The organism is Streptomyces sp. ICC1, assembly GCF_003287935.1.
Classification (GTDB): domain Bacteria; phylum Actinomycetota; class Actinomycetes; order Streptomycetales; family Streptomycetaceae; genus Streptomyces; species Streptomyces tritrimontium.
The window spans coordinates 3,752,721-3,778,055 of the sequence record NZ_CP030287.1 but is presented as its reverse complement, the minus strand read 5'-3'; the positions used below and the strand labels follow the sequence as shown (position 1 = coordinate 3,778,055).

The window sequence follows — 25,335 nt, the reverse complement described above, 5'->3', positions numbered from 1 at the left end:
AACCGCCAATCTTGGGCTCCCGTCAGTACGGGAGGGGTCTGCCCGACGGTGTGCGCAGATCCAGGTCTCGGGGCGCGGGCTTGGGAACGGGCTTGCGGATCAGCTGCTGGCGCATGCTGCCTCCTCGCTCAGACCAGGGCCGGGCGGCGGGGTTCCACCGTGCGGCCGTCGGGGAGCAGTTCACCGGTGTCGTCGAATACGACGGCGCCGTTGCACAGCAGGTTCCAGCCTTGTTCGGGGTGGAAGGCCACGGTGCGGGCGGCGTCGTGGTCGGCGCTTTCGGCGGTCGGGCAGGGGGGCTGGTGGGAGCACATGGCGCACCTCCTCGCAGAGTGGGGCGGGAGGGCCGGTGGTCACCCGGTCGAATCCGCGATCCACGGTGGCGGTGAGTATTGCTGATCGCCACCCCCGGGCGGAAGGCATATTCGCCGCCCAGTTCAGGGTGTGTATGCCCGCTTACCATGCGCTCATGCCCGCTATCCGGATCATTCGCCGAACCCGCCTCGCACCCGAGCGGGCGTGGCTGAGGCTGACCGACTGGGAACGCCACGGCGCGGAGGTCCCGCTCACCCGGACGGTGATCGAAACGGAGCCTCCCACGCGCGTCGGAACGCGCTTCACGGCGCGCACGGGCGTGGGCAGGATCACCTTCGACGACCCGATGGAAGTCACCGTCTGGCAGCCCCCGAGCGGCGCCTCGAAGGGGCTGGTCAGGCTGGTGAAGCACGGCCGCGCCGTCACGGGCCGGGCGGAGATCGAGATCCGCCCCTCGCCCGCCGGCGGCTGCGAGGTCGAGTGGCGCGAGGAACTGCGCGTGCGCGGCCTGGGACGCCTCTTCGACCCCTTGGTCGCGGCGGCGGCCCGGGTCCTCTTCGGCCGCGCCCTGGACGCGCTCCTGCGCCCCTGAGGGCCCCGGCCGGGCGCACGCGGGGGCTCCGGGCCGCCGTGGCGCGACCCGGGTCCCTCGAGCGGCGCTCCGGCGATCCGCTAGCGGATCGGCATGCCCGAGAGCGTTCTGGCGATCACCAGGCGCTGGATCTCGCTGGTGCCCTCGAAGTTCGTGTAGATCGCGCTGTCGCGGTGCATGCGCTCCACCGGGTACTCGCGGGTGAAGCCGTTGCCGCCGAGGATCTGCACCGCCTGGGCGGTGACCTTCTTGGCGGTCTCGCTCGCGAAGAGCTTGGACATCGAGCCCTCCGCCGAGGTGAAGGGCTTGCCCGCGACCGCCATCCACGAGGCCCGCCACACCAGCAGCCGGGCCGCGTCGATGGAGGTCCGCATGTCGGCGAGCTGGAAGGCGACGCCCTGGTTGTCGATGATCGGCCGGCCGAACTGCGTACGGGTCTTCGCGTAGTCCAGCGCCACCTCGTACGCCGCGCGCGCCGTGCCGACCGCCATGGCGCCGACGGCCGGGCGGGAGGCCTCGAAGGTGGCCATGGCCGCGTTCTTCACCCTCTCCCCGCCGCCCGCCTTCGCCCGCTCGTGGGCCCGCGCGAGCCGCTCGTCGAGCTTCTCCTTGCCGCCGAGCAGGCAGGACCCGGGCACGCGCACGTCCTCCAGGACCACCTCGGCGGTGTGCGAGGCGCGGATGCCGTGCTTCTTGAACTTCTGGCCCTGGGAGAGGCCCGGGGTGTTCGGCGGCACGATGAAGGAGGCGTGGCCCTTGGTGCCGAGCTCGGGGTCGACGACGGCCACGACGATGTGGACGTTGGCGATGCCGCCGTTCGTCGCCCAGGTCTTGGTGCCGCCCAGCACCCACTCGTCCTTGGCCTGGTCGTAGACGGCGCGGGTGCGCATGGCCCCGACGTCGGAGCCGGCGTCGGGCTCGGAGGAGCAGAAGGCTGCGAGCTTCACGTCGTCGGGCGTGCCGTACATCTGCGGGATCCAGGTGCCGATCTGCTCCTCGGTGCCGTTGGCGACCACGCCGATGGCGGCCAGCCCGGTGCCCACGATGGACAGCGCGATGCCCGCGTCGCCCCAGAACAGCTCCTCCATGGCCATCGGGATGCCGAGGCCGGTGGGGTCGAAGAACTGCTGCGCGTAGAAGTCGAGCGAGTAGATCCCGACCTTGGCGGCCTCCTGGATGACGGGCCACGGAGTCTCTTCGCGCTCGTCCCATTCCGCGGCGGCGGGACGGATCACGTCGGCGGCGAAGCCGTGGATCCAGTCCTGTACCTGCTTCTGGTCGTCGTTCAGCTCCATGGTGAACTCCGCCATGTCCCCTCCAGCTTTCGTGCAGATGGTTACTGCTGGTAACCCGAACAGCGACACAGTCTGTTACCGGCCGGTAAGCACTGTCAAGCAGCGCCGATGCGGGCCTCCGATGAGATCGCCAGGGTGTGCGGAGTGTTACGTTGCGTGGGCGTCAGGACATCGCAAGGGCGGGGAGTGAGACACGTCATGGAGACCACACAGCAGACGGGCGAGCCGGGAGCGGCCGAGCGCCGGCGGCGCGAGCTGCTGGAGGCGGCCGACCGGGTCGTCCTCAGGGACGGCCCCAAGGCGTCCATGAACGCCATCGCGGCGGAAGCCGGCATCACCAAGCCGATCCTCTACCGGCACTTCGGGGACAAGGCGGGCCTCTACCAGGCGCTCGCCGTCCGGCACACCGACGCGCTGCTCGACTCGCTGCGCGCCGCGCTCGACGCCCCCGCCGAGCGGCGCAGCCGGGTGGAGGCCACCCTCGACACCTATCTCGCCGCCATCGAGGCCCGGCCCCAGGTCTACCGCTTCCTCATGCACCCGGCCGAGGACTCCCAGGCCCCCGAGCGCGGCTTCGACGTCGGCCTGCACTCGGCCCCGCTGCTGCGCCGCCTCGGCGAGGAGCTGGCGCAGGTGATCGGCGAGCGCGTGGACCTCGGCCCCGGCGGCGAACGCCTGGCCCGCGTGTGGGGCCACGGCATCGTCGGCATGATGCACGCGGCGGGCGACTGGTGGCTCGGCGAGCGCCCCTGCGAGCGCGCCGAACTCGTCAGCGCCCTCACCGACCTGCTGTGGGGCCGCCTGGCCACGGCCGGCAACCGCGCGGACGGCCCGGGGTTCTAGGCCGTCTCTTTCGGATCTTGTCGGCCGAGCCCGCGAGAGACGGCCTAAGCGCGCAGCGCCGCCGCGCCCCAGTCCGTCTTGCGGATGGCCCGCCGCAGCCGACGGGCCCGCAGCCCCGTCACGCGGTCCGCGTACACCGCCCCCGCGAGGTGGTCGCACTCGTGCTGCAGGCACCGCGCGAAGAACCCGGTCCCGGACACCCGCACGGCCGCGCCGTCCGAGGTGACCCCTTCCACCACCGCCTGGTCGAAGCGGGCCGTTCCCGCCTCCAGCCCCGGCAGGGACAGACAGCCCTCCGGGCCCAGGAACTCGTCCCCGTCGGCCGAGACCAGACGGGGGTTGACGATGTGCCCGACGTGGCGGACGTCCTCGTCGTCGGGGCAGTCGTAGACGAACACCCGCTGTCCTACGCCGATCTGGTTCGCGGCGAGGCCGACGCCCTGGGCGGCGTACATCGTGGCGAACATGTCCTCGATGAGCCGGTCGAGGGCCGGGCCGAACTCGGTGACCTCCGCGCAAGCGGAATGGAGCACCGGGTCGCCCAGCAGGCTCATGGTGCGGACGATGCCGGAGGTACCGGGGATGGGGCGCTGTCGCATGGCCGTAAGGGTACGACGGGCGACTATATGAGGAGATCTTCGGCAGACCGGGGGCGCCGCGGTCGGGGCGCGGGCAGGTACTGGATAGGCTGGGGGCGACCGACGCAAGGAGGACAAGGGACGATGGCAGGCAACACAGAGCCGCTTTCGCCGCGGGCCAAGCTGGCCGTGACGGCGGGCAAGGCCGCGGCGGCGGTGTCGCGGGCCGCGGGACGCGGAAGCGGATCGGTGATCGGAGGCAAGGTCGCGCTCAAGCTCGACCCCGATCTTCTCGGCGCGCTGGCACAGCATCTCGACGTCGTCCTCGTCTCGGCGACGAACGGCAAGACCACGACGACCCGGCTGATCGCGGAAGCCCTGCGGGCCAGCGGTCCGGTCGTCTCCAACGCCCTGGGCGCCAACATGCCCGCGGGCATCACCTCCGCCCTGGCGGGCGGCTCGGACGCCCGCTACGGCGTCATCGAGGTGGACGAGAAGTACCTGGCCGGAGTGGCCCGGGACGTCACCCCCAAGGTGATCGCCCTGCTCAACCTCTCCCGCGACCAGCTGGACCGCGCCGCCGAGACCCGCATGCTCGCGGAGAAGTGGCGCGAGGGCCTGTCGGGCTCGAAGGCGGTCGTCGTCGCGAACGCGGACGACCCGCTGATCGTGTGGGCCGCCTCGTCCTCGCAGAACGTGGTGTGGGTGGCGGCCGGCCAGGAGTGGAAGGACGACGCCTGGTCGTGCCCCTCCTGCGGTGGCGTCATGCAGCGTCCGGGCGACGACTGGTACTGCGGCGAGTGCGGTTTCCGCCGCCCCACCCCCAGTTGGGTGCTCTCCGGCGACCACGTGCTCGACCCGCACGGCAGCGCCTGGCCGATCAACCTCCAGCTCCCGGGCCGCGCCAACAAGGCGAACGCCGCCACCTCGGCCGCCGTGGCCGCCGTCTTCGGCGTCCCGCCGCAGGTCGCGCTCGAGCGGATGTACCAGGTGCAGGCCGTCGCCGGCCGCTACGACGTGGTCAGCTTCCAGGGCCGCGAACTGCGCCTGCTGCTCGCGAAGAACCCGGCGGGCTGGCTCGAGACGTTCTCGCTGATCGACCCGCCGCCGACCCCGGTCATCCTGTCGGTGAACGCGCGCGGCGCGGACGGCACCGACACCTCCTGGCTGTGGGACGTGGACTACCCGCGCCTGGCCGGCCACCCGATCTTCGTGATCGGCGACCGCAAGCTGGACCTCGCGGTCCGCCTCGAGGTCGCGGGCCTGGACTTCCGGGTGTGCGAGACCCTCGACGAGGCCGTGCAGCTGGCGCCGCCCGGACAGATCGAGCTGATCGCCAACTACACCGCCTTCCAGGACGTGCGCCGCCGCGTCGGCAACTAGTACCCATAAGGACAAGAGCATGAGCGACAACAGCCTGCGTCTGGTGTGGGTCTACCCCGACCTGCTCAGCACGTACGGAGACCAGGGCAACGCCCTCGTCGTGGAGCGCCGGGCCCGCCGGCGCGGCCTGGACGTGCAGCGCGTGGACGTGCGCAGCGACCAGCCGATCCCCACCTCGGGCGACATCTACCTGATCGGCGGCGGCGAGGACCGGCCGCAGCGCCTGGCCGCGGAGCGGCTGCTGCGCGACGGCGGCCTGGAGCGGGCCGTCTCGAACGGGGCGATCGTCTTCTCCGTCTGCGCCGGGTACCAGATCCTGGGGCAGGAGTTCGTCAACGACGTCGGCCAGCGCCAGGAGGGCCTCGGCCTGCTGGACGTGGTCACCGTGCGCGGCGAGGGCGAGCGGTGCGTCGGCGACGTCCTCGCGGACATCGACCCGCGGCTCGGCCTGCCGCAGCTGACCGGGTTCGAGAACCACCAGGGCGTCACGCACCTCGGCCCGACGGCGAAGGCGTTCGCGCACACCCGGCTCGGCCGGGGCAACGGCACCGGTGACGGCACCGAAGGCGCGTACAACGACACGGTGTTCGGCACCTACATGCACGGTCCCGTGATGGCGCGCAACCCGCAGATCGCGGACCTGCTGCTGAAGCTGGCGCTCGACGTGAACGCGCTGCCGCCCATCGACGACCACTGGTACGAGGCCCTGCGCGCCGAGCGGATCGCGGCCGCGACGCAGCCCGCGTAACCTCCCGGCAACCCGCCGTCCGGCCCGGATTCCCCGAGGGGGATCCGGGCCGACGTCTTTTCGTACGACTGAGCTGACCAGCATGTGGAGGATGGTTCAGTCCACCGGGGATCGACTTGTAGGGTGCAGGGTAGTTCCAACCGGACGACGTGGTCCGGTCGTCGGCCCCACGTTGCAAAGGTCCTTCCTGCCATGCGCATAGGTGTGCTCACTTCCGGAGGCGACTGCCCCGGCCTCAATGCCGTCATCCGCTCCGTCGTACACCGCGCCGTCGTCGACCACGGGGACGAGGTCATCGGCTTCCACGACGGCTGGCGCGGCCTGCTGGAGTGCGACTACCGCAAGCTCGACCTGGACGCCGTGAGCGGCATCCTGGCCCGGGGCGGAACGATTCTGGGATCCTCCCGGGTCCAGCCCGCCCATCTGCGCGACGGCGTGGAGCGGGCCCGCGGCCACGTCGCGGACCTCGGTCTGGACGCCATCATCCCGATCGGCGGCGAGGGCACCCTGAAGGCCGCCAACCTGCTCTCGCAGGGCGGCCTGCCGATCGTCGGCGTCCCGAAGACGATCGACAACGACATCGCCTCGACCGACGTGACCTTCGGCTTCGACACCGCCGTCGGCGTCGCCACCGAGGCGCTGGACCGGCTGAAGACCACCGCCGAGTCCCACCAGCGCGTGATGGTCGTGGAGGTCATGGGCCGCCACACCGGATGGATCGCCCTGCACTCGGGCATGGCGGCGGGCGCGCACGCGATCGTCGTACCGGAGCGCCCCTTCGACATCGAGGAGCTGACGAAGATCGTCGGCGAGCGGTTCTCGCAGGGCAAGCGGTTCGCGATCGTCGTCGTCGCCGAGGGCGCCAAGCCCGCCGAGGGCAGCTCGATGGCCCTGGAGGCCGGCGGCACCGACATGTACGGCCACGAGCGGTTCGCCGGCATCGGCAACCGGCTCGCCGTCGAGCTGGAGGACCGGCTCGGCAAGGAAGCCCGGCCGGTCATCCTCGGCCACGTCCAGCGCGGCGGCACCCCCACCGCGTACGACCGGGTCCTCGCCACCCGCTTCGGCTGGCACGCGGTCGAGGCGGCGCACCGCGGCGAGTTCGGGATGCTGACGGCGCTGCGCGGCACGGACATCGAGATGGTGCCGCTCGCCGAGGCGGTGCAGACGCTGAAGACCGTTCCGGCCGAGCGGTACGCCGAGGCGCAGAACGTCCTGTGATCTTTCCCCCTTTCTACGTGTCGCTCCCGTAATGACCGCCCCCGGACGATTTCCCGTCCGGGGGCGGCACTACTGTGGTGGGGCACCACGGGTCAAGGGAGTGAAGAGATTGAGTTACCTCGCGCACGGCACCATGGACATGCACGACATGAACATGGACCTGCCGCCCTTCACCCTCGGGCGCGGGCTGGAGTTCTCCTTCGACGCCTTCTTCCTGATCGGCTCGCTCACGGGTCTCGCCCTGTACGCGTGGGGCGTGCTGCGGCTGCGCCGGCGCGGGGACTCCTGGCCGGTCGGCCGGACGGTCGCCTTCACCCTCGGCGTGCTGAGCGTGGCCCTGATGATGTGCACCAAGCTGAACGACTACGGCATGGTCATGTTCAGCGTGCACATGGTCCAGCACATGGTGATCAGCATGCTCAGCCCGATCCTCCTGCTGCTGGGCGCGCCCGTGACGCTGGCGCTGCGCGCGCTGTCGCCGGCCGCCCGCGGCCACAAGGGACCGCGCGAGCTGCTGCTGATGCTGCTGCACAGCCGCTACATGAAGGTGGTCACCCATCCGGTGTTCACCATCCCGCTGTTCATCGCGAGCCTGTACGGCCTCTACTTCACGCCGGTCTTCGACTTCCTGATGGAGTCCAAGACCGGACACATCGCGATGATGGTGCACTTCCTCGCCGTCGGCCTCTTCTTCTTCTGGCCGATCATGGGCGTGGACCCCGGCCCGCACCGCCCCGGCTACGTGATGCGCATGCTGGAGCTCTTCATCGGGATGCCCTTCCACGCCTTCTTCGGCATCGCGCTGATGATGGCGAGCCAGCCCATGGTCAAGACGTACGCGAACCCGCCGGCGTCCCTCGGCATCGACCCCCTGCTCGACCAGCAGTGGGGCGGCGGCATCGCCTGGGCCTTCAGCGAGATCCCCTCGGTGCTGGTCCTGATCGCCCTGGTGTACCAGTGGTACCACTCCGAGCAGCGGGCCGCGAAGCGCTCCGACCGGGCCGAGGACCGCAGCGGGGACCAGGAGCTGGCGGCGTACAACGCGTATCTCGCCTCGCTCCAGGCGCGTGGCCAGTAGCGCTGGACCCCCTTCGCGCGCCACCATGGGGTATGACCGGATCCGTGAAGGCGATGGCAGTGATGACCTTCGCCGCTCTGGTGGCGATCGCCACATACTCGGTGGCCCTCGGCAGCAATGGCTGGCTGTGGTTCGGCTGGATCGTGCTGGGGCTGCTGACCGCGGGAATGGCGGCTTCGCGCAGCGTGTGACGCGGGGCGCCCACCACGGCTGACCGTCCGTAAGATGTCCGTGACAACGGGATGTCGACGGGAGCGGCCTGGTGTTCTACCACTTGCTCAAGCACGTGATCCTGGGGCCGCTGCTGCGGCTGCTGTTCCGGCCCCGGATCGAAGGACTGGAGAACATCCCGGAGGAGGGCGCCGCGATCGTCGCGGGAAACCACCTGTCCTTCTCCGACCATTTCCTGATGCCCGCGATCCTCAAGCGGCGCATCACCTTCCTCGCCAAGGCCGAGTACTTCACCGGGCCCGGTGTGAAGGGGCGGCTCACGGCCGCCTTCTTCCGCAGCGCCGGGCAGATCCCCGTGGACCGCTCCGGCAAGGACGCGGGTCAGGCCGCGCTCCGCGAGGGGCTCGGGGTGCTCGCCAAGGGCGAGCTGCTCGGCATCTACCCGGAGGGCACCCGCTCGCACGACGGGCGGCTGTACAAGGGGAAGGTGGGGGTGGCGGCGATGGCGCTGGGCGCCAAGGTGCCCGTCGTGCCGTGCGCGATGGTCGGCACCTTCGAGATCCAGCCCCCCGGCCAGAAGATCCCCAGCATCCGCCAGGTCACGATCCGCTTCGGGCGGCCGCTGGACTTCTCCCGGTACGAGGGGATGGAGGGCGAGCGGTCCGTGCTGCGGGCCGTCACGGACGAGATCATGTACGAGATCCTCGCGCTGTCCGGCCAGGAGTACGTCGACCGGTACGCGGGCGAGGTCAAGGCGGAGGCGGAGGAAGCACGGAAGAAGGCCCGGCGCAGGACGCGCTGAGCCTTCTCCCGTACGTCCGCGGTGCGCGGCCGGCAGCCGCGCACCGCGGTCACGGCACTAGCGGACGGACGGGAGCTCGTCGGCCGCGCGCCGGGCGTCGGCCGGAGCCTGGGTGAGGGACTTCGCGGCCGCCGGGGCGGGCGCCACCGGGGTGGCGTGCGGAGCGCACTTCACGTCCTTGGCGTCGACCTTGCCGGTCAGCAGGTAGGTGTCCACCCGGGTGTTGATGCAGGGGTTCACCAGGTTGGTGACACCGTGCGAACCGGCGTTCTCCTCGGTGATCAGACGCGAGCCGGCGAGGCGCTTGTGCAGGGAGACCCCGCCCTTGTACGGCGTGGCCGCGTCACGCTCGGACTGGACGATCAGGACCGGCGGCAGACCGCGCCCCGGGCCGACACCGACCTCGATCGGGTTGCTCTGCTTGGACTTCCAGGTCGCGCAGGGCAGGTTCATCCACGCGTTGGACCAGGTCAGGAACGGGTACTTGGCGTGCAGCTTGCTGTTGTCCCGGTCCCACTTGGACCAGCTGGTCGGCCACTTGGCATCGGCGCACTCGACGGCGGTGTAGACGGCGTTGCCGTTCTCCGAGGAGATGTTGCCCTGGATGTCGCTCATGTCGGGGGCGATGGCGTCGATCAGCGCCTGCTCGTCGCCGGCCTCGTACGCGGCCCAGGTCTGGGCGACGGGCACCCAGGAGGAGTCGTAGTACGGGGCGCCCTGGAAGAAGCCGATGAGCTCGGCCGGGCCGACGACCCCGCCGAGCGGGTTGGCCTTGGCCTTGGCGCGCAGCGTCTGGTAGCGGGCTTCGACCTGGGCGCGGGTGGTGCCGAGGTGGAAGGAGGCGTCGTTCTTGGCGACCCAGTCCTGCCAGTCGTTCCAGCGGGTCTGGAAGGCGACGTCCTGGCCGAGGTTGGCCTCGTACCAGATGTTGTCGCGGTCCGGGTCGACCACGCTGTCGACGATCATGCGGCGCACGTGGTTCGGGAACAGGGTCGCGTAGACCCCGCCGATGTAGGTGCCGTAGGAGACGCCGAGGAAGTTCAGCTTCTGCTCGCCGAGCGCGGCACGGATGACGTCCAGGTCGCGCGCGATGTTCGGCGTGGTCATGAACGGCAGCATCTCGCCGCTGCGCTCCTTGCAGCCGTCCGCGTACTCGGCCGCCAGCTTGCGCTGGGCGCGCTTGTCGGCCTCGCTGTCCGGGACCGGGTCGGCCTTGGGGGCCTTGACGTACTCCTGCGGGTCGATGCAGGAGATCGGCGCGGAGTGGCCGACGCCGCGCGGGTCGAAGCCCACGAAGTCGTACGCCTTGGCCGTGTTGACCCACAGCGGGCTCTGGGTGGTGACGCGGCGCGGGAAGCGCATGCCGGAGCCGCCGGGGCCGCCCGGGTTGTAGATGAGCGCGCCCTGGCGCTCGCCCTTGGTGCCGGTGCTGACGGCGCGGTCGAGCGCCAGGTCGATCGTCTTGCCGAAGGGCTTGGTGTAGTCCAGCGGGACCTTCACGTAGCCGCACTGGATGGGCGGGGCGAAGCCCCAGTCGGCCGGACAGTCCTTCCAGTCGATCCCGGTGCGCGCGGCGCGGGCGGCCGCGATCTGCGTGCCGATCGCCTCGGCGACCCCGTGGTCGCGGCCGGACGGGAAGGCCTCGGAGGCCGACGCGGACGGGGCGAGCAGCAGGCTCGCCGCCAGCGTGCCGGTGATCAGTGTGGCGGCGCTCCCCAGCGCCGCGTTGCGTATCACGTGGTTGTTCCCCCTGCGTCATCTGCCGCCGTGGGCGGCGTGGTTCTTGCGGTCGGATGCGTCGGCGTTCAGGGGGATACTTTCGCCTGATCAGGAGCGGGCGACAGAGCGGGGACCGGTTCTTTGCCAACCCGATATCCGGAAATGGGTGTACCGCTGAGCGGTGCCTGGTTCGTCCCGGGTCCGGCCGGGGCCGGCCGGAGCGTCACCAACCGTAGGCGCGGCAGGCCTCGTCGAGGAGTTCGCGCAGCCGCAGGGCGTCCGGGGCCAGGGCCGTGACCAGCACCGCGGGCCCGGCCAGCGGTGCGGCCGAGGCGAACTCCCCGAGCATCCGGGCCCGCGGCGGGGCCGCCGCGAACTCCGGGTCCACGATGAGGAGCTGACCGACCGCCCGGTGGCCCGCGAGCCCCGCCGGGCCGTCCCAGCCTCCGGGCGCTCCGGGTCCGCACGCCAGCTCCTGGTCCAGCAACGGCCGCCCCGCCCGGGTCACGGTGAGCCGGCTGCGCAGCAGGCCCGGGGGCTCCGCCGTGCGGCCTAGGACCTGCTCCTCGCGCAGCAGGAGGCGGGCGGTGGGGGCGAGTTCGGCGCGGGTGCGCACCCGCAGGTCGCTTCCGCGCACGCAGACGAGCGGCTCCGGCAGCCAGCGCACCGCCGCCCGGTCCGCCAGCGCGAGCCGTACGTCGTACCGCGCGGGCTCGCCGCGGCGGCCGGGCAGGGCCAGGGTGGCCGCGGCCGAGCGCAGCACGAGCCGGGCGCCGGGGCCGGCCTCGGCTTCGACCGTGAGGTGGTCGCCGCCGAGGGGCGCGCTCATGGCGCCGACCAGCATGACCCCGGCTTCGGCTCCCTCGCCCCGGGTGCGGCGCAGGGCGAGCGGGCCCTCACCGGCCAGCAGCGGCAGGGCGGTGGAGCCGCGCCCGTCGGCCACGGCACGGATCCGGGCGGTGGCGCGCAGGCCGGTCGGGCTCGCCCGGTGCGCCTGGCCCGGCTGGCCCGCCTGGTGCGCCGGGCCGGGCGCCGGAGCCCGGGGCGGGGCTTCGGCGGGGGCCGCGCCGGCCCCCGTACGGCTCATGCGCCGGTCCAGGCGGCGATCCGCTCGCGCACCCACGCCGCCACCGGGGCCACGCCGTCCCCGCCGCGCAGGGACTGGAAGGTGACGGGCAGTTCGCCGCGCTGCTCGGCCGCGTCGCGGGCCATCCGGTCGAGGTCGGAGCCGACGTGGGGGGCGAGGTCGGTCTTGTTGACGACGAGGAGGTCGGCGGTGGTGACGCCGGGGCCGCCCTTGCGGGGGATGTCGTCGCCGCCGGCCACGTCGATGACGAAGATCTGCGCGTCAACGAGGCCCCGGGAGAAGGTGGCGGTGAGGTTGTCGCCGCCGGACTCCACGAGGATCAGGTCGAGCGGGCCGCTCTCCCGGAAGGCCTCTTCCAGCTCCTCCACGGCCTCGAGGTTGGCGGAGATGTCGTCGCGGATCGCGGTGTGCGGGCAGGCTCCGGTCTCGACGGCGCTGATCCGCTCGGGCGGCAGGACCGCCTCGCGGAGCAGGAACTCCGCGTCCTCGCGGGTGTAGATGTCGTTGGTGACCACGGCCATGGACAGCTCGGCGCGCAGGGCCCGGCACAGGGCGGCGACGGTGGCGGTCTTGCCGGAGCCGACGGGGCCGCCGAGGCCGATGCGCAGGGCGCGGCGGGTGCCGTCCGGCCGCGTGGGCTCGGCGCTGTGGGTGTGGCGGTGCGGGAAGGTCACTCCGTGGTCGAGGTGCATGGGGGCTCCTTGGGGGGTGGCTCGGAGCCGGATCCCCCTTCGCGGCCTGGCTCCATCCCCCCATGTACCGGAGGCAGTTGTGCGCCCCACCCGAAGCACCGCCAGACGCTCGGTCCTCTCCCTCCTTACCGCCGCCGCCCTCGGGGCGGCCGGCCTCCTCGCCGTCGGCCCGCAGGCCGCGGCGGCCGACGCCGACCTCGTCCGCAACGGCGGCTTCGAGGCCGGCCTCGACGGCTGGAGCTGCACGGCCGGCAGCGGAGCCGCCGTCAGCACCCCCGTCCACGGCGGGAGTTCCGCCCTCAAGGGCACCCCGGCCGGACAGGACAACGCCCGCTGCTCCCAGACCGTCACCGTCAAACCCGACTCCGCCTACACCCTGACCGCCTGGGTGCAGGGCGCGTACGTCTACCTCGGCGCGACCGGCACCGGGACCACGGACGTGCAGACCTGGACGCAGACCCCGGGCACCTGGAAGCAGCTGAGCACGAGCTTCCGCACCGGCGCGGCCACCACCTCGGTCACCGTGTACACGCAGGGCTGGTACGGCCAGCCGCCGCAGTTCACGGACGACGTCAGCCTCGTCGGCCCCGACCCCGGCGGCTCGGGACCCGGCCAGCCCCAGATCCCGGCCGCCCCCACCGGCCTGACGGCGTCCGCGCCCTCCTCGACCTCGGCCGACCTCTCCTGGTCGGCCGCGGCCGGTGCCACCTCGTACAAGGTCTACCGCGACGGGGCGAACCCGGCCACGGTCACCGGCACTTCGGCGACGGTCACCGGCCTCACCGCCTCCACGACCTACTCCTTCCAGGTCAGCGCGGTGAACGCGGCCGGCGAATCCCCGAAGAGCGCCGCCACGGCGCTCACCACGCCGAACGGAGGGGGCAACCCGGGCAACCCCGGCCTGCCCGCCCACGCGCTGGTCGGCTACCTGCACGCCAGCTTCGCCAACGGCTCCGGCTACGTCCGGATGGCCGACGTGCCCGCCTCGTGGGACGTCATCAACCTGGCCTTCGGCGAGCCGACCTCGGTGACCTCCGGCGACATCCGCTTCCGGCTGTGCCCGGCGAGCGAGTGCCCGAACGTCGAATCGGCCGCCGAGTTCAAGGCGGCCGTCAAGGCCAAGCAGGCCGCCGGCAAGAAGGTGCTGATCTCGATCGGCGGCCAGAACGGCCAGGTCCAGCTGGGCACGACGGCCGCCCGCGACACCTTCGTCTCCTCCGTCAGCAAGATCATCGACGAGTACGGGCTCAACGGCCTCGACATCGACTTCGAGGGCCACTCCCTCTCCCTGGCCACCGGCGACACCGACTTCCGCGACCCCACCACCCCGGTGATCGTCAACCTCATATCCGCGGTGAAGACCCTCAAGGCCAAGTACGGCCCGGACTTCATCCTGACCATGGCCCCCGAGACCTTCTTCGTCCAGCTGGGCTACCAGTACTACGGTTCCGGCCCCTGGGGCGGCCAGGACCCGCGCGCCGGCGCGTACCTCCCGGTCATCCACGCCCTGCGCGACGACCTGACCCTGCTCCACGTCCAGGACTACAACTCGGGCTCGATCATGGGCCTCGACAACCAGTACCACTCCATGGGCGGCGCCGACTTCCACATCGCCATGACCGACATGCTGCTCACCGGCTTCCCGGTCGCCGGCAACACCGCCCGCGTCTTCCCGCCGCTGCGCGCCGACCAGATCGCCATCGGCCTCCCGGCGACGACCAACGCGGGCAACGGCCACACCTCCCCGGCGGAGGTGACCAAGGCGCTGGACTGCCTGACGAAGAAGGCGGGCACGAGCTGCGGGTCGTACCAGACGCACGGCACCTGGCCCGCCCTGCGCGGCCTGATGACCTGGTCGATCAACTGGGACCGCTTCGGCAACTGGGAGTTCTCGAAGAACTTCGACGCCTACTTCGGCTCCTGACGGCCGGAGCGGGCCGTGACCGGACCGGTCGGGGCGCACGGGCCCCGGTCCGGGCCGGTCGGGTTCGGTCCGGCCCGGTCGGGTTCGGTCGGGTCCGGTCCGGTCACGCGCTCACAGCAGCCCGTCCCACATCTGCTCCAGCAGCAGGGACCACCAGTTCTCCGGCGAGGCCAGCGCCGGGGGATCCAGCTCCACGAGCGCGGCCTGGAAATCGCCGGCCCAGCGCCCCGCCTGCTCCGGGGTGAGGCCCTGGCGCAGCGGCCACGTCCTGCCGAGGAGCGCGATGCAGTGCGCGAACTCCGGCAGGCCCGAGTTGACGAACTGCAGGGGGAGCTGCGGCTCCGTAGGCCCCTCCTGCCCCTGTGCTTCCAGCGGTACGGCCACGATGTGCGCGGTTCCGTACTGGACGCCCAGCGCCCTGCCGAAGTCGTGGCCCACGACGAGGGAGACGGCCGGGCCGTCGAGGGCGCGCACGCCGCTGCGCGCCGCCACCTCGTCCAGGGTGGGCCAGGGCCGCCCGGATTGGGGCTGGGACCAGAAGAACGGGCCCATGTCCCGGGGCAGGCCCACCGCCACCACGTACTCCCGGACGACCGCGGGCGCGCCCGCGCGCAACGCGTCCTCCAGGGCGAAGCGGAAGATGTTCTCCGGGGCGAAGACCTCCCACACCTTCTGCGCGGCGGATTCGGCCCCCGATCCCGAGGGCACGTCCGGGGGTCCCGGAAGCGGCTCCCGGCGTGGGTCCGGACCGGTCCGGACCCGGCCGGGGAAGGCCAGTAGCCGCCGGATGCCCTCCTGGCGGCCCCGGAGGTCCCCGCCGTACGGGACGTCGTACGAGACGTGGGCCTGCGGCCAGGTCTCGCGGACCATCCGGGCGCAGTAGCCGCCGGGCAGGTCGCAGGGCTCCAGCTCGGTGTGCAGTCCCAGCACCCGCTCCGGAGCCACGTTCAGGACGCGCAGCGCGTGGAAGAGCTGCCACTCGGGGTGCGCGACTCCCGGCGCCGAGTGGCGGACGAGGTGCTGTACGGAGCCGTCGGCGGCGCGGTAGCGCAGCACCGCCCGGTGGCCGGGGCCGGAGACCGGCGCCACCGGCTGCGGCAGTGTCCCCGCGGTGTACCAGGCGGGCGGCGTGTAGTCGATCGTGAACTCTTCGAGTTCCGCTTCCGCTTCCGCTTCGGACTGCGCAGGGGTGCGCGCCTTCGGCGTGTACCAGGCCGGCGGTGCGAAGTCGAAGTCGGGGCCGACGTCGAAGTCGGGGCCTACGTCGAAGCCCGCGTCCGTGTCCGCCCGGTCCGCCCCGTCCGCCCCGTCCACCGGATCCGGCTGGACAACACCCTGCTGACCTGTGATCTCGTTGTCCAGAAGCGATCCCCGGACAATCGGGGGCGGCTCCTGTGAGCTCTCCGCCCGCTCGTCGCCCATGCGCCCGCGGAGGTCGTCGAGCTCCTCGTCCTGCTCCTCCAACTGCTCGCGGGAGGCGCGCAGAACGGCCTCGATCTGGTCGAGCGGAGCGAGCCCGAGGTCCTCGCCGGCCGCGCCGCGCCGGGCGTTCGCCGGATCCCCGGCCGGCGTGGCATCGGCGGCCTGCCGCTCCACGGCTATGCGCTCGCGCATCACGTGCTCGTCGGCGGTCAGCGCGAGCCGCTCCGCGGCCGACCGGGCGTGCCGGGCGTGCTCCAACTGCTCACCGGCCTGCCGCCGGTACTCCAGTGACAGGTCCAACTCCCGCTGGAGCCGCGCCCGGTCCTCCAGCGCGCGGTCCCGCTCCTGCTCCAGCACCAGGCAGCGGTCCTGGAGGACCTTCACCGTGCTGCCCAGCAGCGCGCACTGCTTCTCGGAGTCGGCGAGCTTGCGCACCGCCTCCATCTGCAGCAGCCGCGCGTCGTCGAGCCTGAGCAGCGCCACCGCGAGCGGCTCGCGGGGCCGTTCGCGCACCACGAGCACGGCCTGCCGGCCCGTGTCCTTGAGGTGCTGTCCCGCCTCCTCGGCCTCGGCCAGCAGGCGCAGGCCCTCGGCCCGCTGCCGCTCGCGCATCGCCGGGTCGGGGATGTAGCGCTCCACGACCTCGGCCAGCAGCTTCTCGGTGATCAGGGTGCTCCCGCTGCGGTAGGCGGCCCAGGAGCTCTTGCCCACGTACAGGGAGGCTTCCAACTCGCGTACCGGAACATGGCCGATCACCGTGCGGAGCCACTGCGCCAGCGCGTTGGCCTGCGCGGTCCGCCCCCGTAACTCGCCCTGTGGACGCCCCATTTCCCACCCGCCCTCGTCGTTGTCCAGCCGGACACCACGGCATTGTCCCCGATTCCGGCGGACGAGCTGCGGCTTTGCCGAACCGGCACAGCGGACAACCGCGGCGCTGCCGACCGTGGAGCCTCCAGCCGAACCGACTCCGGGAGCCCCCAGTGACCACACCCGACCCGCAGGAGAAGAAGCGCCGTTCCTGGCCCTACGCGGTGACGGCGATCCTCGTCCTCGCGCTCCAGCAGGGCTGGCAGCCCCGGGACGTCGCGATGCTCGCCGCCGTCCTGCTGGTGCTCATCGCCCTGGTGGGGTCGGCCGGGAACGGCGGTGGATGACGGCGCGCACCGCGAGCAGGAGCGGCGTGCACATCAGGAGGCTGGCCAGGACGTCCAGGGGCCAGTGATAGCCGCGCAGGATCAGGCCCGTCGTCGTCAGGAGGGTGAGGGCGGCCGCGAGCGCCAGGGGCCAGCGGCGGCGCCGGCGCAGGTGCGGGGCGACGAGCAGGGCCGCGGCCGTGTACGCCACGTACGCCGTGGCCGTGTGGCCCGAGGGGTAGTAGCCGGCGGCCCAGGGCTCCAGCGGGCCGGGCCGGCCGGTCCACTCCTTCAGCGGGACGACCAGGACCGGCACCAGGGCCATGGCCGCCGCCGCGGCCGCCGCGCCCCGGCGGTCGCCGCGCCGGGCGGCGTAGAGCACCGTGAGCAGCAGGACGGGCACGGCCACCGGGACGTTGCCGAAGTCGGAGAGGCGCTGGGTGACCGCGTCCGGGACGGTGCGCACGAGGGCGCGGCTGAGGTGGGCGTCCGGGGTCAACAGGGGGCCCGACACCAGGACCTGCCAGGTGATCAGGGCGAAGAGCGCGGCGCAGAGCGCGGCGAGGAGAATGGCCGGCCGTCCCGGAACAGGGGGGGTGGTTCCGGGACGGCCGCCCGGATCGGGTTGCCGGGCGCCCCGGGGGGTTTGGGGCGAGCGGCCGTCCGATCGGTGAGGAGTGTGCGCGAACGCATGCCCAGTGCGGCGCTGGGGAAGCCCGGTACTGGTGTCGCTCCCGGTTTCCCCGGAGCGGGGTGTCTCACTCATCTGCAGAAACCGTACGGCAGCGAAAGGGGGACCGACAGCCGGAAAACGCTCCCGCCATCGGCCCCCCACACGTTCTTCACAGCGCCCGACCGTTACCCGCGGTAGTGATCGAGAAGTGATCGAGCATTGTGCTCCCGCGTTCTACCGCTTGTGTCAGACGTTCGATCAGAGCGCCGCGAACGCGGCCTCGATGACGTCCAGACCCTCATTCAGCAGGTCATCGCCGATGACGAGCGGCGGAAGGAAGCGGAGCACGTTGCCGTAGGTGCCGCAGGTGAGGACGAGCACGCCCTCGGCGTGGCAGGCCTTGGCGAGCGCGCCGGCCGCCTCCGGGTTCGGGGTCTTGGAGGAGGGGTCCTTCACCAGCTCGATCGCGATCATGGCGCCGCGGCCGCGGATGTCGCCGATGATCTCGTACTTCTCCTGCATGGCCGTCAGACGGGCCTTCATGACGGACTCGATCTTCTTCGCCGCGGCGTTGAGGTCGAGCTCCTTCATGGTCTCGATGGAGCCGAGCGCACCGGCGCAGGCCACCGGGTTGCCGCCGTACGTACCGCCCAGGCCGCCGCCGTGCACGGAGTCCATCATCTCGGCGCGGCCGGTCACGGCGGCGAGCGGCAGACCGCCCGCGATGCCCTTGGCGGTCGTGATCAGGTCGGGGACGATGCCCTCGTCCTCGCACGCGAACCACTGGCCGGTGCGGCAGAAGCCGGACTGGATCTCGTCGGCGACGAAGACGATGCCGTTGTCGTTGGCGAACTTCACGATCGCCGGGAGGAAGCCCTTGGCCGGCTCGATGAAGCCGCCCTCGCCGAGGACCGGCTCGATGATGATCGCGGCGACGTTGTCGGCGCCGATCTGCTTGGAGATCTGGTCGATCGCCTGGGCGGCGGCCTCGGGGCCGCAGTTCTCGGCGCCGGTCGGCCAGCGGTAGCCGTAGGCGACCGGGACGCGGTAGACCTCGGGGGCGAACGGGCCGAAGCCCTGCTTGTACGGCATGTTCTTCGAGGTCAGCGCCATCGTGAGGTTCGTACGGCCGTGGTAGCCGTGGTCGAAGACGACGACGGCCTGGCGCTTGGTGTACGAACGGGCGATCTTGACGGCGTTCTCGACGGCCTCGGCGCCGGAGTTGAACAGCGCCGACTTCTTGGCGTGGTCACCCGGGGTGAGCTCGGCGAGGGCCTCGCAGACCTCCACGTAGCCCTCGTAGGGGGTGACCATGAAACAGGTGTGGGTGAAGTCGGCGAGCTGCGCGGTGGCGCGGCGCACGACGGCCTCGGCGGAGGCGCCGACCGAGGTCACGGCGATGCCGGAGCCGAAGTCGATCATGCGGTTGCCGTCGACGTCCTCGATGATGCCGCCGCCCGCGCGGGCCGTGAAGACGGGGAGCACGGAGCCCACGCCGCCGGCCACCGTCGAAAGGCGGCGGGCCTGCAGCTCCTGCGACTTGGGGCCGGGGATCGCGGTGACGATGCGGCGCTCCTGCGGGACAGCGGTCATAGGGGGGCTCCTGGGGGGTGTTTTCGGACGCACTTGTGTCTTTGTCCGCAGGCTAGGCCCGCGAGGCGGGGTCCTGCATGCTCCGTTCGGGAGTGGTGCCCGCGTGTCCTTGTCCGCGACGGCCATAGGAGGGAATCGGGGCGTGTCTTGTGGATCATGACCGGGTGCGGGTCGCGGGACGGCGGCGCCCACTAGATTGAGCCCGCAGCACAGTGCGGTAACGGGCAGGGGGCAGGGGTTACATGGACACCGACGGCACGCACGGCACGCACGAGAAGCGGGCTCCGCGCGCCGCCGGGCACGTCCCCCGCCCGGCGGCGCCGCCGGGACCGCCCGCGCCGCCGGCGCCTTCCGGTCCGCCGGGCCTCCCGCCGAGGCCCGCACACGACCCGGCGGCCCCGGGCCGCGCCCCGGCCGGGGGACCGGCAGCGGCACCGGGCGCGGCCCCGGCCGCGGGCCCCACCCTCGCGGACTGGCTGCGCGTCCCCCGCCCGGACGCGGGGCCCGGCGTCTGGCGCCACGCCTACGTCCCGGCCGCGCCCCGGCCCGACGCGGCCGACGCCTCCCTGCTCAAGCGGGTCGCGATCTCGCTCGTGATCTGCTTCGCGGTCTGGCGCCTCTTCGTGGGCGGGGCCCTGCCCCTGGTGGGCGTACCGCTCGACCTCTTCACCCCCGAGGACTGGTGGACCAACGGGCTGCGGCGCGAGCCCGTCGACCACCGGGGCCTGGCCGCGACCGAGCTCTACGAGCTGCTGGTCACCGGCGGGATCCTCTTCGGGTTCGCCCGGCTCGGCGGCTGGCGGACCGCCTTCGACCGGCTCGTCGTGGCCCGCGGACCCTGGTACCGCGCGCTCGGCGCCCTGATCGGCGCCCTCGTCGTGACCCTGCTCATCGTGAGCGAGACCCTGCCGGTCTACCCCCTCGCCTTCGGGCACCTGCCGTACGCGGAGCTCGGCGGCTCGGCCGGCTCGCTGGTCACCTACCTCCTCTACGCGGCGGTCTACCTCCCCGTCATCCTCTTCTTCGGGCGGCTCGGCGACTGGGCCGGACTGGTGCACGGAGCCCTCGCCGGCCCCGCCGGCGCAGAAGCCCCCGCCGCCCACCCGGCCGGGCCGGACCTCGCGGACGACCCCGCCGACTGGCCGCGGCTGCGCGCCGCCGGGTTCCCGGAATCCGCCGACCGGCTGGCCGCCGAAGCCGCCGCCGGGCGGATGAACGACGTCGACCACGTGCGCATCCGGCGGGCCTGGGACTCCGTGCTGGCCGACCCCGGGCGGCGCGCCGCCTTCGTCCAGGCCGTACGGGACAAGGGCGCCGCCGCCTGCGGCCACCCCTCCGGAGCCCGCGACCTGCCCGTCCGCACGGCCCGCCACGACCTCGTCGTCGGCCAGGTCCGCCTCGGGAGCGTCACCGACGCCGAACCCAACCCCTTCGAGCGCCGGGGGACCGGCCTGGCCCTGGACCCCGCCGTCCTGGGGACCTCGATGCTCGCCGTCGGCCCTTCGGGAGCGGGCAAGACCGCCCGGCTGGTCCGTCCGGTCGTCGAATCGCTGATGCTCCAGGCCCTCGCCGGCGAGGCCGCCGTCATCACCGTCGCCGCGGCCGGGACGCCGCTCGGGCCCGACGAGGCCTACGACATCGTCGTCCGGCTCGGCGACCCCGCCTCCGTCCACGACCTCGACCTCTACGGCGGCGCCGCCGACCCCGACGAAGCGGCCTCGCTGCTCGCCGAGGCCTTCGTCGGCGACCTGCCCGGCATCGACGTACGCCGCTCGGCGACGGCCCTCGCGCAGCTCATCGGCCCCTTCCGGGCCGCGTACGGCCGCTTCCCCACCGTGGCCGAGCTGCGGGAACTCCTCGAGGGCCGGCCGGCCGCGGTCGAGGCACTGCGCGAGGTGCTGGAGCGCTCCGGCCGGCAGGCCATGCTGCGCGAGCTCGACGCCCGGACCCGCCAGTACGGGGCCCACGGCGATCCGGGGCCCGTCCTCGCCGATCGGGTGGCCCTGCTCGACCGGCCCGCCTTCCACGGCTTCTTCGACACCACCGGAGCCGGCCGGCCCTTCTCCCCGCGCGCCCTCGAACACCCCGTGCGGGTCCGCGTCGACCTGCCCGAGCGCGGCCACGCCGACGCCTCCCGACTGCTGGCCCGGCTGCTCCTCGCCCAGTTCAACGCCTCGGTCGCGGCGCGCACCGACCGCTCCCTCTTCGCCTTCCTCGCCTTCGACGACGCCTCGCGCACCCTCACGCCCGAGGCGGTGCGCGGCGTCCAGCGGCTGCGCTCGGCGAACGCGGGGGTCCTGCTCACGCTGCGCACCCTGGACGACGTACCGGAACCGCTGCGCACCCCGCTGCTCGGCGCGGTCGGCTGCCGGGTGGCGTTCTCCGGGGTCACCACCTGGGACGGCAAGTGGTTCGCCGACGCCTGGGGGACCGAGCTGGTCGAGACGCGGGACGTCACCAGCCGGACGGTCTACGCCGACCGCCCCATGACCAGGGCCCTGCACTCGCTGCGCAAGATGGTCACCGGCAAGGCCGTCACCACCGATGCCGTCACCGTGCGGCAGGTCGAGCGGGAGCGGTGGTCGGCGTCCGCCCTCGCCAACACCGTGCCCCCCGGCCATGCCGTGCTCTCGCTCACCTCCGTCCGGGGCGAGCGCGCCGCGCCGCTGCTGGTCCGGCTCGGGGGAACGAGCTGAGGCGAACCGTACGGGGTGGCAGAATCAAGGTGGGCCGTTCATACGACACGGCGAAATCCGACGTGGTGTTCCACGGCGAGAATCCTCCGTCGGCACCTCGCCGCCGCACCTTCCTCCTCCCCTAAGGCGCCCGGTACCCATGCCGCTCACCCTCGCCTCGCTCGTCCAGCACTCGGCGCTCAAACTCAGCGTCCGGGCCGGGGAGGGCCGCCTCGACACCCCCGTGCGCTGGGCCCACGTCAGCGAGCTCGCCGACCCCGTCCCCTACATGGAGGGCGGGGAGCTGCTCCTCATCACCGCGATGAAGCTCGACGCGGAGGACCCCGAGGAGATGCGGCGCTACGTGCGCAGGCTCGCGGCGGCCGGGGTCGTCGGCATCGGCTTCGCCGTCGGCGTCAACTACGACGCCGTGCCCGAGGCGCTGGTCGAGGCCGCCCGCGCCGAGGACCTGCCGCTGCTCGAGGTGCCCCGCCGGACCCCCTTCCTCGCCATCAGCAAGGCCGTCTCCGCCGCCCTCGCCGCCGACCAGTACCGGGCCGTGACCGCCGGCTTCGAGGCGCAGCGGGAGCTGACGCGCGCCGCCCTGTCCGCCGACGGCCCCGCCGAGCTGCTGACCAAGCTCGCGGCGCACGTGCACGGCTGGGCCGCCCTCTACGACACCTCGGGCGCCGTCGTCGCGGCCGCTCCCGACTGGGCCGCGCGCCGGGCCGCCCGGCTGACCCCCGACGTGGAGCGGCTGCGCGAGCGGCCCGCGCCCGCCAGCGCCGTGGTGGGCGGCTCCGAGGACCGGGTCGAGCTGCAGTCCCTGGGCACCGGGCGCCGGGCCCGGGGCGCCCTGGCGGTCGGCACCGGAGCCCCGCTCGGCACGGCGGAGCGCTACGCCGTCCACTCGGCGGTGGCGCTGCTGACGCTCACCACCGAACGCTCCCGGTCCCTGCACGACGCGGAGTCCCGCCTCGGCGCGGCCGTGCTGCGCATGCTGCTCGCCGGCCAGCCGGAGCACGCGCAGGCCGTGGCCGGGGACCTGTACGGGGCCCTGCTGGACGCGCCGTTCCGGATCATCGTCGCCGAGCCGGCGCTGACGGGGACCGCCCAGCCGCAGGGCCTGGCCCAGCTGGCCGACGCCGTGGAGTCGGCGGCGGCGCGCACCGGGGAGACCCTGCTGGTGGTGCCGGAGCCGGGCCGCCTCGTGGTCCTGGCGGCCGACGGGGGCTCGGCGGTACAGGCGTGCTCGGAGCACGCGGAGGCGCTGGAATCGCGCCGCGGCGGGGAGACGGGCGAACCGGAGCCGGACGAACTGGTGCTCGGCCTGTCGGCGCCGGCCCTGGCCTCCGGAGTGGCGGCGGCCTTCAAGCAGGCCGACCAGGCCCTCGTCGTGGCCCGGCGGCGCGGCCGCCCGATGGTCGAGCACGAGGAGCTCGCCGCCGGCTCGGTCCTGCCGCTGCTGGCCGACGACGCGGTACAGGCCTTCGCGGACGGCACGCTGCGGGCGCTGCGCGAGCACGACGAGAAGGGCCGCGGCGACCTGGTGGCCTCGCTCCAGGCCTGGCTCTCGCGCCACGGCCAGTGGGACGCGGCGGCGGCCGACCTCGGGGTCCACCGCCACACGCTGCGCTACCGGATGCGGCGGGTGGAGGAGATCCTCGACCGCTCCCTGGACGACCCGGACGTCCGCATGGAGCTCTGGCTCGCCCTGAAGGCCACGTCCGCCCCGGCGTGACCCCGCACGCCGGGCGCCGGCGGCGACACTGACAAAGCGGCGCGCCGCGCCACGCGCGTACTCCACCCCGGACAAGCCCCGAAACCGTGACGGAGTCCTACCGTGGAGGGGACAAGCCCACCGCACACACTCCGAAGGGCCGGGATCAGCATGACTTCCACCCACGCCTTCTGGCTCGCCGGCCGTCAGGCCACCGGCGACGACAGCCTCGACGTCCACTCCCCGTGGGACGGCCGTCTCGTCGGTACCGTGAGCGTCCCCACCGACGCCCAGGTCGAAGAGGCGGTGGCCGCGGCCCACGCCGTGACGGCGGAGTTCTCCGCGACCCCGGCCCACGTACGCGCCGAGGCCCTGGCCCACGTGTCGCGCCGGCTGGCCGAGCGCACCGAGGAGATCGCCCTGCTGATCTCCGCCGAGAACGGCAAGCCCATCAAGTGGGCCCGCGGTGAGGTCGGCCGTGCGGTGTCCGTGTTCCGCTTCGCCTCCGAAGAGGCCCGCCGCTTCAACGGCGGAGAGGCCCAGCGCCTCGACACCGACGCCGGCGGCGTCGGCCGTCTCGCCCTGACGCGCCGCTTCGTCAAGGGCCCGGTCCTCGGCATCGCGCCCTTCAACTTCCCGCTGAACCTGTGCGCCCACAAGGTGGCCCCCGCCATCGCCGTCGGCGCGCCGATCATCCTGAAGCCGGCCCCGGCCACCCCGCTCTCCGCGCTGATCATCGGTGAGCTGCTCGCCGAGACCGATCTCCCGGCCGGCTCCTGGTCCGTGCTGACCGTCGCCAACGACAAGATGCCGGAGCTGGTCAAGGACGAGCGCCTGCCGGTCATCTCCTTCACCGGTTCCGACAAGGTCGGCTACGCCATCCAGCAGGCCGTGCCCCACAAGCACTGCACCCTGGAGCTCGGCGGCAACGCCGCGGCCGTCGTCCTGGAGGACTGGGCCTCGGAGGCCGACCTCGACTGGGCCGCGACCCGCATCGCGACCTTCTCGAACTACCAGGCCGGCCAGTCCTGCATCGGCGTGCAGCGCGTCATCGCCGACGCCGCCGTCTACGACCGCCTGGTCGAGAAGGTCGTCGCGAAGGTCCAGGAGCAGGTCACCGGCGACCCGAACGACTCGGCCACCGACGTCGGCCCCCTGGTCTCCGAGGACGCCGCCAAGCGCGTCGAGTCCTGGGTCGACGAGGCCGTCGCCGCCGGAGCCAAGCTGCTCACGGGCGGCAAGCGCGAGGGTGCCTCGTACGAGCCCACCGTCGTCGCCGAGGTGCCCGAGGGCGTCACGCTGGCCACCGAAGAGGTGTTCGGGCCGGTCCTGACCCTGCGCAAGGTCGAGAACACCGACGAGGCCTTCGCCGCCGTCAACGACTCGAAGTTCGGCCTGCAGGCGGGCGTCTTCACCCGCAACATCCAGACCGCCTTCCGCGCCCACCGCGAGCTGGAGGTCGGCGGCGTGATCGTCGGCGACGTCCCGTCCTACCGCGCCGACCAGATGCCGTACGGCGGGGTCAAGCAGTCCGGTGTGGGCCGCGAGGGCGTGCGCTACGCGATGGACGACTACACCTACGAGCGGGTCCTGGTCCTCAGCGGCCTCGACATCTGAGCGGACTCGTACGGCCAAGAAGCCGACGGCCGGAGCCTACTGTGCGGGGGCTCC

22 protein-coding genes are annotated in these 25,335 nt (G+C 72.8%); 13 read left to right on the top strand and 9 right to left on the bottom strand.

Annotated elements, in window-relative coordinates; genetic code table 11:
* Positions 1-128: 128 nt before the first annotated feature.
* Complete coding sequence (locus tag DRB96_RS17850) at positions 129-314, bottom strand: DUF5999 family protein (RefSeq protein ID WP_112449366.1); 186 nt, start codon at positions 312-314, stop codon at positions 129-131.
* A gap of 155 nt (positions 315-469) precedes the next feature.
* Here DRB96_RS17850 and DRB96_RS17845 point away from each other — a divergent pair, with 155 nt between their 5' ends.
* Positions 470-907, top strand: coding sequence for an SRPBCC family protein (locus DRB96_RS17845; RefSeq protein WP_112453510.1), 438 nt, complete (start codon positions 470-472; stop codon positions 905-907).
* Between the two features lie 80 nt (positions 908-987).
* Here the strand turns inward: DRB96_RS17845 and DRB96_RS17840 are convergent, their stop codons facing one another.
* Positions 988-2,217, bottom strand: coding sequence for an acyl-CoA dehydrogenase family protein (locus DRB96_RS17840; RefSeq protein WP_112449365.1), 1,230 nt, complete (start codon positions 2,215-2,217; stop codon positions 988-990).
* A 183-nt stretch (positions 2,218-2,400) separates the two neighbouring features.
* On the opposite strand from DRB96_RS17840, the gene DRB96_RS17835 reads away from it, so the two are divergent.
* Positions 2,401-3,045, top strand: a complete 645-nt coding sequence (locus DRB96_RS17835) for a TetR family transcriptional regulator (protein WP_112449364.1) — start codon at positions 2,401-2,403, stop codon at positions 3,043-3,045.
* Positions 3,046-3,089: 44 nt separating this feature from the next.
* Here the strand turns inward: DRB96_RS17835 and def are convergent, their stop codons facing one another.
* Positions 3,090-3,644, bottom strand: coding sequence for a peptide deformylase (gene def, locus DRB96_RS17830; protein WP_112449363.1), 555 nt, complete (start codon positions 3,642-3,644; stop codon positions 3,090-3,092).
* Between the two features lie 123 nt (positions 3,645-3,767).
* On the opposite strand from def, the gene DRB96_RS17825 reads away from it, so the two are divergent.
* From DRB96_RS17825 to DRB96_RS17805, 6 genes are all read left to right on the top strand, one after another.
* Entirely contained in the window at positions 3,768-5,006 is a 1,239-nt protein-coding gene (locus DRB96_RS17825; protein ID WP_112449362.1) for a MurT ligase domain-containing protein, read from the top strand.
* Positions 5,007-5,025: 19 nt separating this feature from the next.
* Positions 5,026-5,754: a glutamine amidotransferase gene (locus DRB96_RS17820; RefSeq protein WP_112449361.1), complete on the top strand. Its 729-nt coding sequence runs from the start codon at positions 5,026-5,028 to the stop codon at positions 5,752-5,754.
* Positions 5,755-5,946: 192 nt separating this feature from the next.
* Positions 5,947-6,975 carry a 6-phosphofructokinase gene (locus DRB96_RS17815; RefSeq protein WP_112449360.1) on the top strand — a complete coding sequence of 343 codons (1,029 nt, stop codon included), beginning with the start codon at positions 5,947-5,949 and terminating at the stop codon, positions 6,973-6,975.
* Positions 6,976-7,108: 133 nt separating this feature from the next.
* Complete coding sequence (locus tag DRB96_RS17810; RefSeq protein ID WP_112449359.1) at positions 7,109-8,053, top strand: cytochrome c oxidase assembly protein; 945 nt, start codon at positions 7,109-7,111, stop codon at positions 8,051-8,053.
* A 44-nt stretch (positions 8,054-8,097) separates the two neighbouring features.
* A complete protein-coding gene (locus DRB96_RS43020) occupies positions 8,098-8,244 on the top strand; it encodes a hypothetical protein (RefSeq protein WP_162689032.1) in 147 nt (48 codons plus the stop codon).
* 71 nt (positions 8,245-8,315) lie between these two features.
* On the top strand, positions 8,316-9,026 hold the full coding sequence (locus tag DRB96_RS17805) for a lysophospholipid acyltransferase family protein (RefSeq protein WP_112449358.1): 711 nt from the start codon (positions 8,316-8,318) through the stop codon (positions 9,024-9,026).
* 57 nt (positions 9,027-9,083) lie between these two features.
* Here DRB96_RS17805 and DRB96_RS17800 read toward each other — a convergent pair whose 3' ends face one another.
* The 3 genes from DRB96_RS17800 to ureG all read right to left on the bottom strand — a co-directional run bounded on the left by DRB96_RS17800 (position 9,084) and on the right by ureG (position 12,524).
* Positions 9,084-10,763 (bottom strand): alpha/beta hydrolase, encoded by a 1,680-nt coding sequence (locus DRB96_RS17800; protein WP_112449357.1) that lies wholly within the window; start codon positions 10,761-10,763, stop codon positions 9,084-9,086.
* Between the two features lie 205 nt (positions 10,764-10,968).
* The gene (locus DRB96_RS17795) at positions 10,969-11,832 is read right to left on the bottom strand and encodes an urease accessory protein UreD (RefSeq protein WP_112449356.1); all 864 of its coding nucleotides are present in this window, start codon (positions 11,830-11,832) and stop codon (positions 10,969-10,971) included.
* The gene (gene ureG / locus DRB96_RS17790) at positions 11,829-12,524 is read right to left on the bottom strand and encodes an urease accessory protein UreG (RefSeq protein WP_112449355.1); all 696 of its coding nucleotides are present in this window, start codon (positions 12,522-12,524) and stop codon (positions 11,829-11,831) included. The genes DRB96_RS17795 and ureG overlap by 4 nt, the downstream gene beginning before the upstream one ends.
* Positions 12,525-12,603: 79 nt before the next feature.
* On the opposite strand from ureG, the gene DRB96_RS17785 reads away from it, so the two are divergent.
* Positions 12,604-14,448, top strand: coding sequence for a glycoside hydrolase family 18 protein (locus DRB96_RS17785; RefSeq protein ID WP_112463231.1), 1,845 nt, complete (start codon positions 12,604-12,606; stop codon positions 14,446-14,448).
* Between the two features lie 111 nt (positions 14,449-14,559).
* Here DRB96_RS17785 and DRB96_RS44675 read toward each other — a convergent pair whose 3' ends face one another.
* Complete coding sequence (locus DRB96_RS44675; RefSeq protein ID WP_239516038.1) at positions 14,560-16,698, bottom strand: SUKH-4 family immunity protein; 2,139 nt, start codon at positions 16,696-16,698, stop codon at positions 14,560-14,562.
* A 152-nt stretch (positions 16,699-16,850) separates the two neighbouring features.
* On the opposite strand from DRB96_RS44675, the gene DRB96_RS43015 reads away from it, so the two are divergent.
* Positions 16,851-17,024, top strand: a complete 174-nt coding sequence (locus DRB96_RS43015; RefSeq protein WP_162688486.1) for a hypothetical protein — start codon at positions 16,851-16,853, stop codon at positions 17,022-17,024.
* Here DRB96_RS43015 and DRB96_RS17775 read toward each other — a convergent pair.
* On the bottom strand, positions 16,984-17,769 hold the full coding sequence (locus DRB96_RS17775) for a phosphatase PAP2 family protein (protein WP_112449353.1): 786 nt from the start codon (positions 17,767-17,769) through the stop codon (positions 16,984-16,986). The two genes, DRB96_RS43015 and DRB96_RS17775, sit on opposite strands and share 41 nt — an antisense overlap.
* A 165-nt stretch (positions 17,770-17,934) precedes the next feature.
* Entirely contained in the window at positions 17,935-19,269 is a 1,335-nt protein-coding gene (gene gabT, locus DRB96_RS17770) for a 4-aminobutyrate--2-oxoglutarate transaminase (protein ID WP_112449352.1), read from the bottom strand.
* A 242-nt stretch (positions 19,270-19,511) separates the two neighbouring features.
* Here gabT and DRB96_RS17765 point away from each other — a divergent pair, with 242 nt between their 5' ends.
* The 3 genes from DRB96_RS17765 (at position 19,512) to DRB96_RS17755 (ending at position 25,281) form a co-directional block, all read left to right on the top strand.
* On the top strand, positions 19,512-21,965 hold the full coding sequence (locus DRB96_RS17765) for an ATP/GTP-binding protein (protein WP_112449351.1): 2,454 nt from the start codon (positions 19,512-19,514) through the stop codon (positions 21,963-21,965).
* Between the two features lie 139 nt (positions 21,966-22,104).
* On the top strand, positions 22,105-23,685 hold the full coding sequence (locus DRB96_RS17760; RefSeq protein WP_112449350.1) for a PucR family transcriptional regulator: 1,581 nt from the start codon (positions 22,105-22,107) through the stop codon (positions 23,683-23,685).
* Positions 23,686-23,835: 150 nt separating this feature from the next.
* Positions 23,836-25,281, top strand: coding sequence for an aldehyde dehydrogenase family protein (locus DRB96_RS17755; protein WP_112449349.1), 1,446 nt, complete (start codon positions 23,836-23,838; stop codon positions 25,279-25,281).
* Positions 25,282-25,335: the final 54 nt, after the last annotated feature.

Bases quoted from the DNA above. Each gene is read 5' to 3' on its own strand.
- DRB96_RS17850 (WP_112449366.1), bottom strand. From the start codon at position 314: ATGTGCTCCCACCAGCCCCCCTGCCCGACCGCCGAAAGCGCCGACCAC.
- DRB96_RS17845 (WP_112453510.1), top strand. From the start codon at position 470: ATGCCCGCTATCCGGATCATTCGCCGAACCCGCCTCGCACCCGAGCGG.
- DRB96_RS17840 (WP_112449365.1), bottom strand. From the start codon at position 2,217: ATGGCGGAGTTCACCATGGAGCTGAACGACGACCAGAAGCAGGTACAG.
- DRB96_RS17835 (WP_112449364.1), top strand. From the start codon at position 2,401: ATGGAGACCACACAGCAGACGGGCGAGCCGGGAGCGGCCGAGCGCCGG.
- def (WP_112449363.1), bottom strand. From the start codon at position 3,644: ATGCGACAGCGCCCCATCCCCGGTACCTCCGGCATCGTCCGCACCATG.
- DRB96_RS17825 (WP_112449362.1), top strand. From the start codon at position 3,768: ATGGCAGGCAACACAGAGCCGCTTTCGCCGCGGGCCAAGCTGGCCGTG.
- DRB96_RS17820 (WP_112449361.1), top strand. From the start codon at position 5,026: ATGAGCGACAACAGCCTGCGTCTGGTGTGGGTCTACCCCGACCTGCTC.
- DRB96_RS17815 (WP_112449360.1), top strand. From the start codon at position 5,947: ATGCGCATAGGTGTGCTCACTTCCGGAGGCGACTGCCCCGGCCTCAAT.
- DRB96_RS17810 (WP_112449359.1), top strand. From the start codon at position 7,109: ATGGACATGCACGACATGAACATGGACCTGCCGCCCTTCACCCTCGGG.
- DRB96_RS17795 (WP_112449356.1), bottom strand. From the start codon at position 11,832: ATGAGCCGTACGGGGGCCGGCGCGGCCCCCGCCGAAGCCCCGCCCCGG.
- ureG (WP_112449355.1), bottom strand. From the start codon at position 12,524: ATGCACCTCGACCACGGAGTGACCTTCCCGCACCGCCACACCCACAGC.
- DRB96_RS44675 (WP_239516038.1), bottom strand. From the start codon at position 16,698: ATGGGGCGTCCACAGGGCGAGTTACGGGGGCGGACCGCGCAGGCCAAC.
- DRB96_RS17775 (WP_112449353.1), bottom strand. From the start codon at position 17,769: ATGAGTGAGACACCCCGCTCCGGGGAAACCGGGAGCGACACCAGTACC.
- gabT (WP_112449352.1), bottom strand. From the start codon at position 19,269: ATGACCGCTGTCCCGCAGGAGCGCCGCATCGTCACCGCGATCCCCGGC.
- DRB96_RS17765 (WP_112449351.1), top strand. From the start codon at position 19,512: ATGGACACCGACGGCACGCACGGCACGCACGAGAAGCGGGCTCCGCGC.
- DRB96_RS17760 (WP_112449350.1), top strand. From the start codon at position 22,105: ATGCCGCTCACCCTCGCCTCGCTCGTCCAGCACTCGGCGCTCAAACTC.
- DRB96_RS17755 (WP_112449349.1), top strand. From the start codon at position 23,836: ATGACTTCCACCCACGCCTTCTGGCTCGCCGGCCGTCAGGCCACCGGC.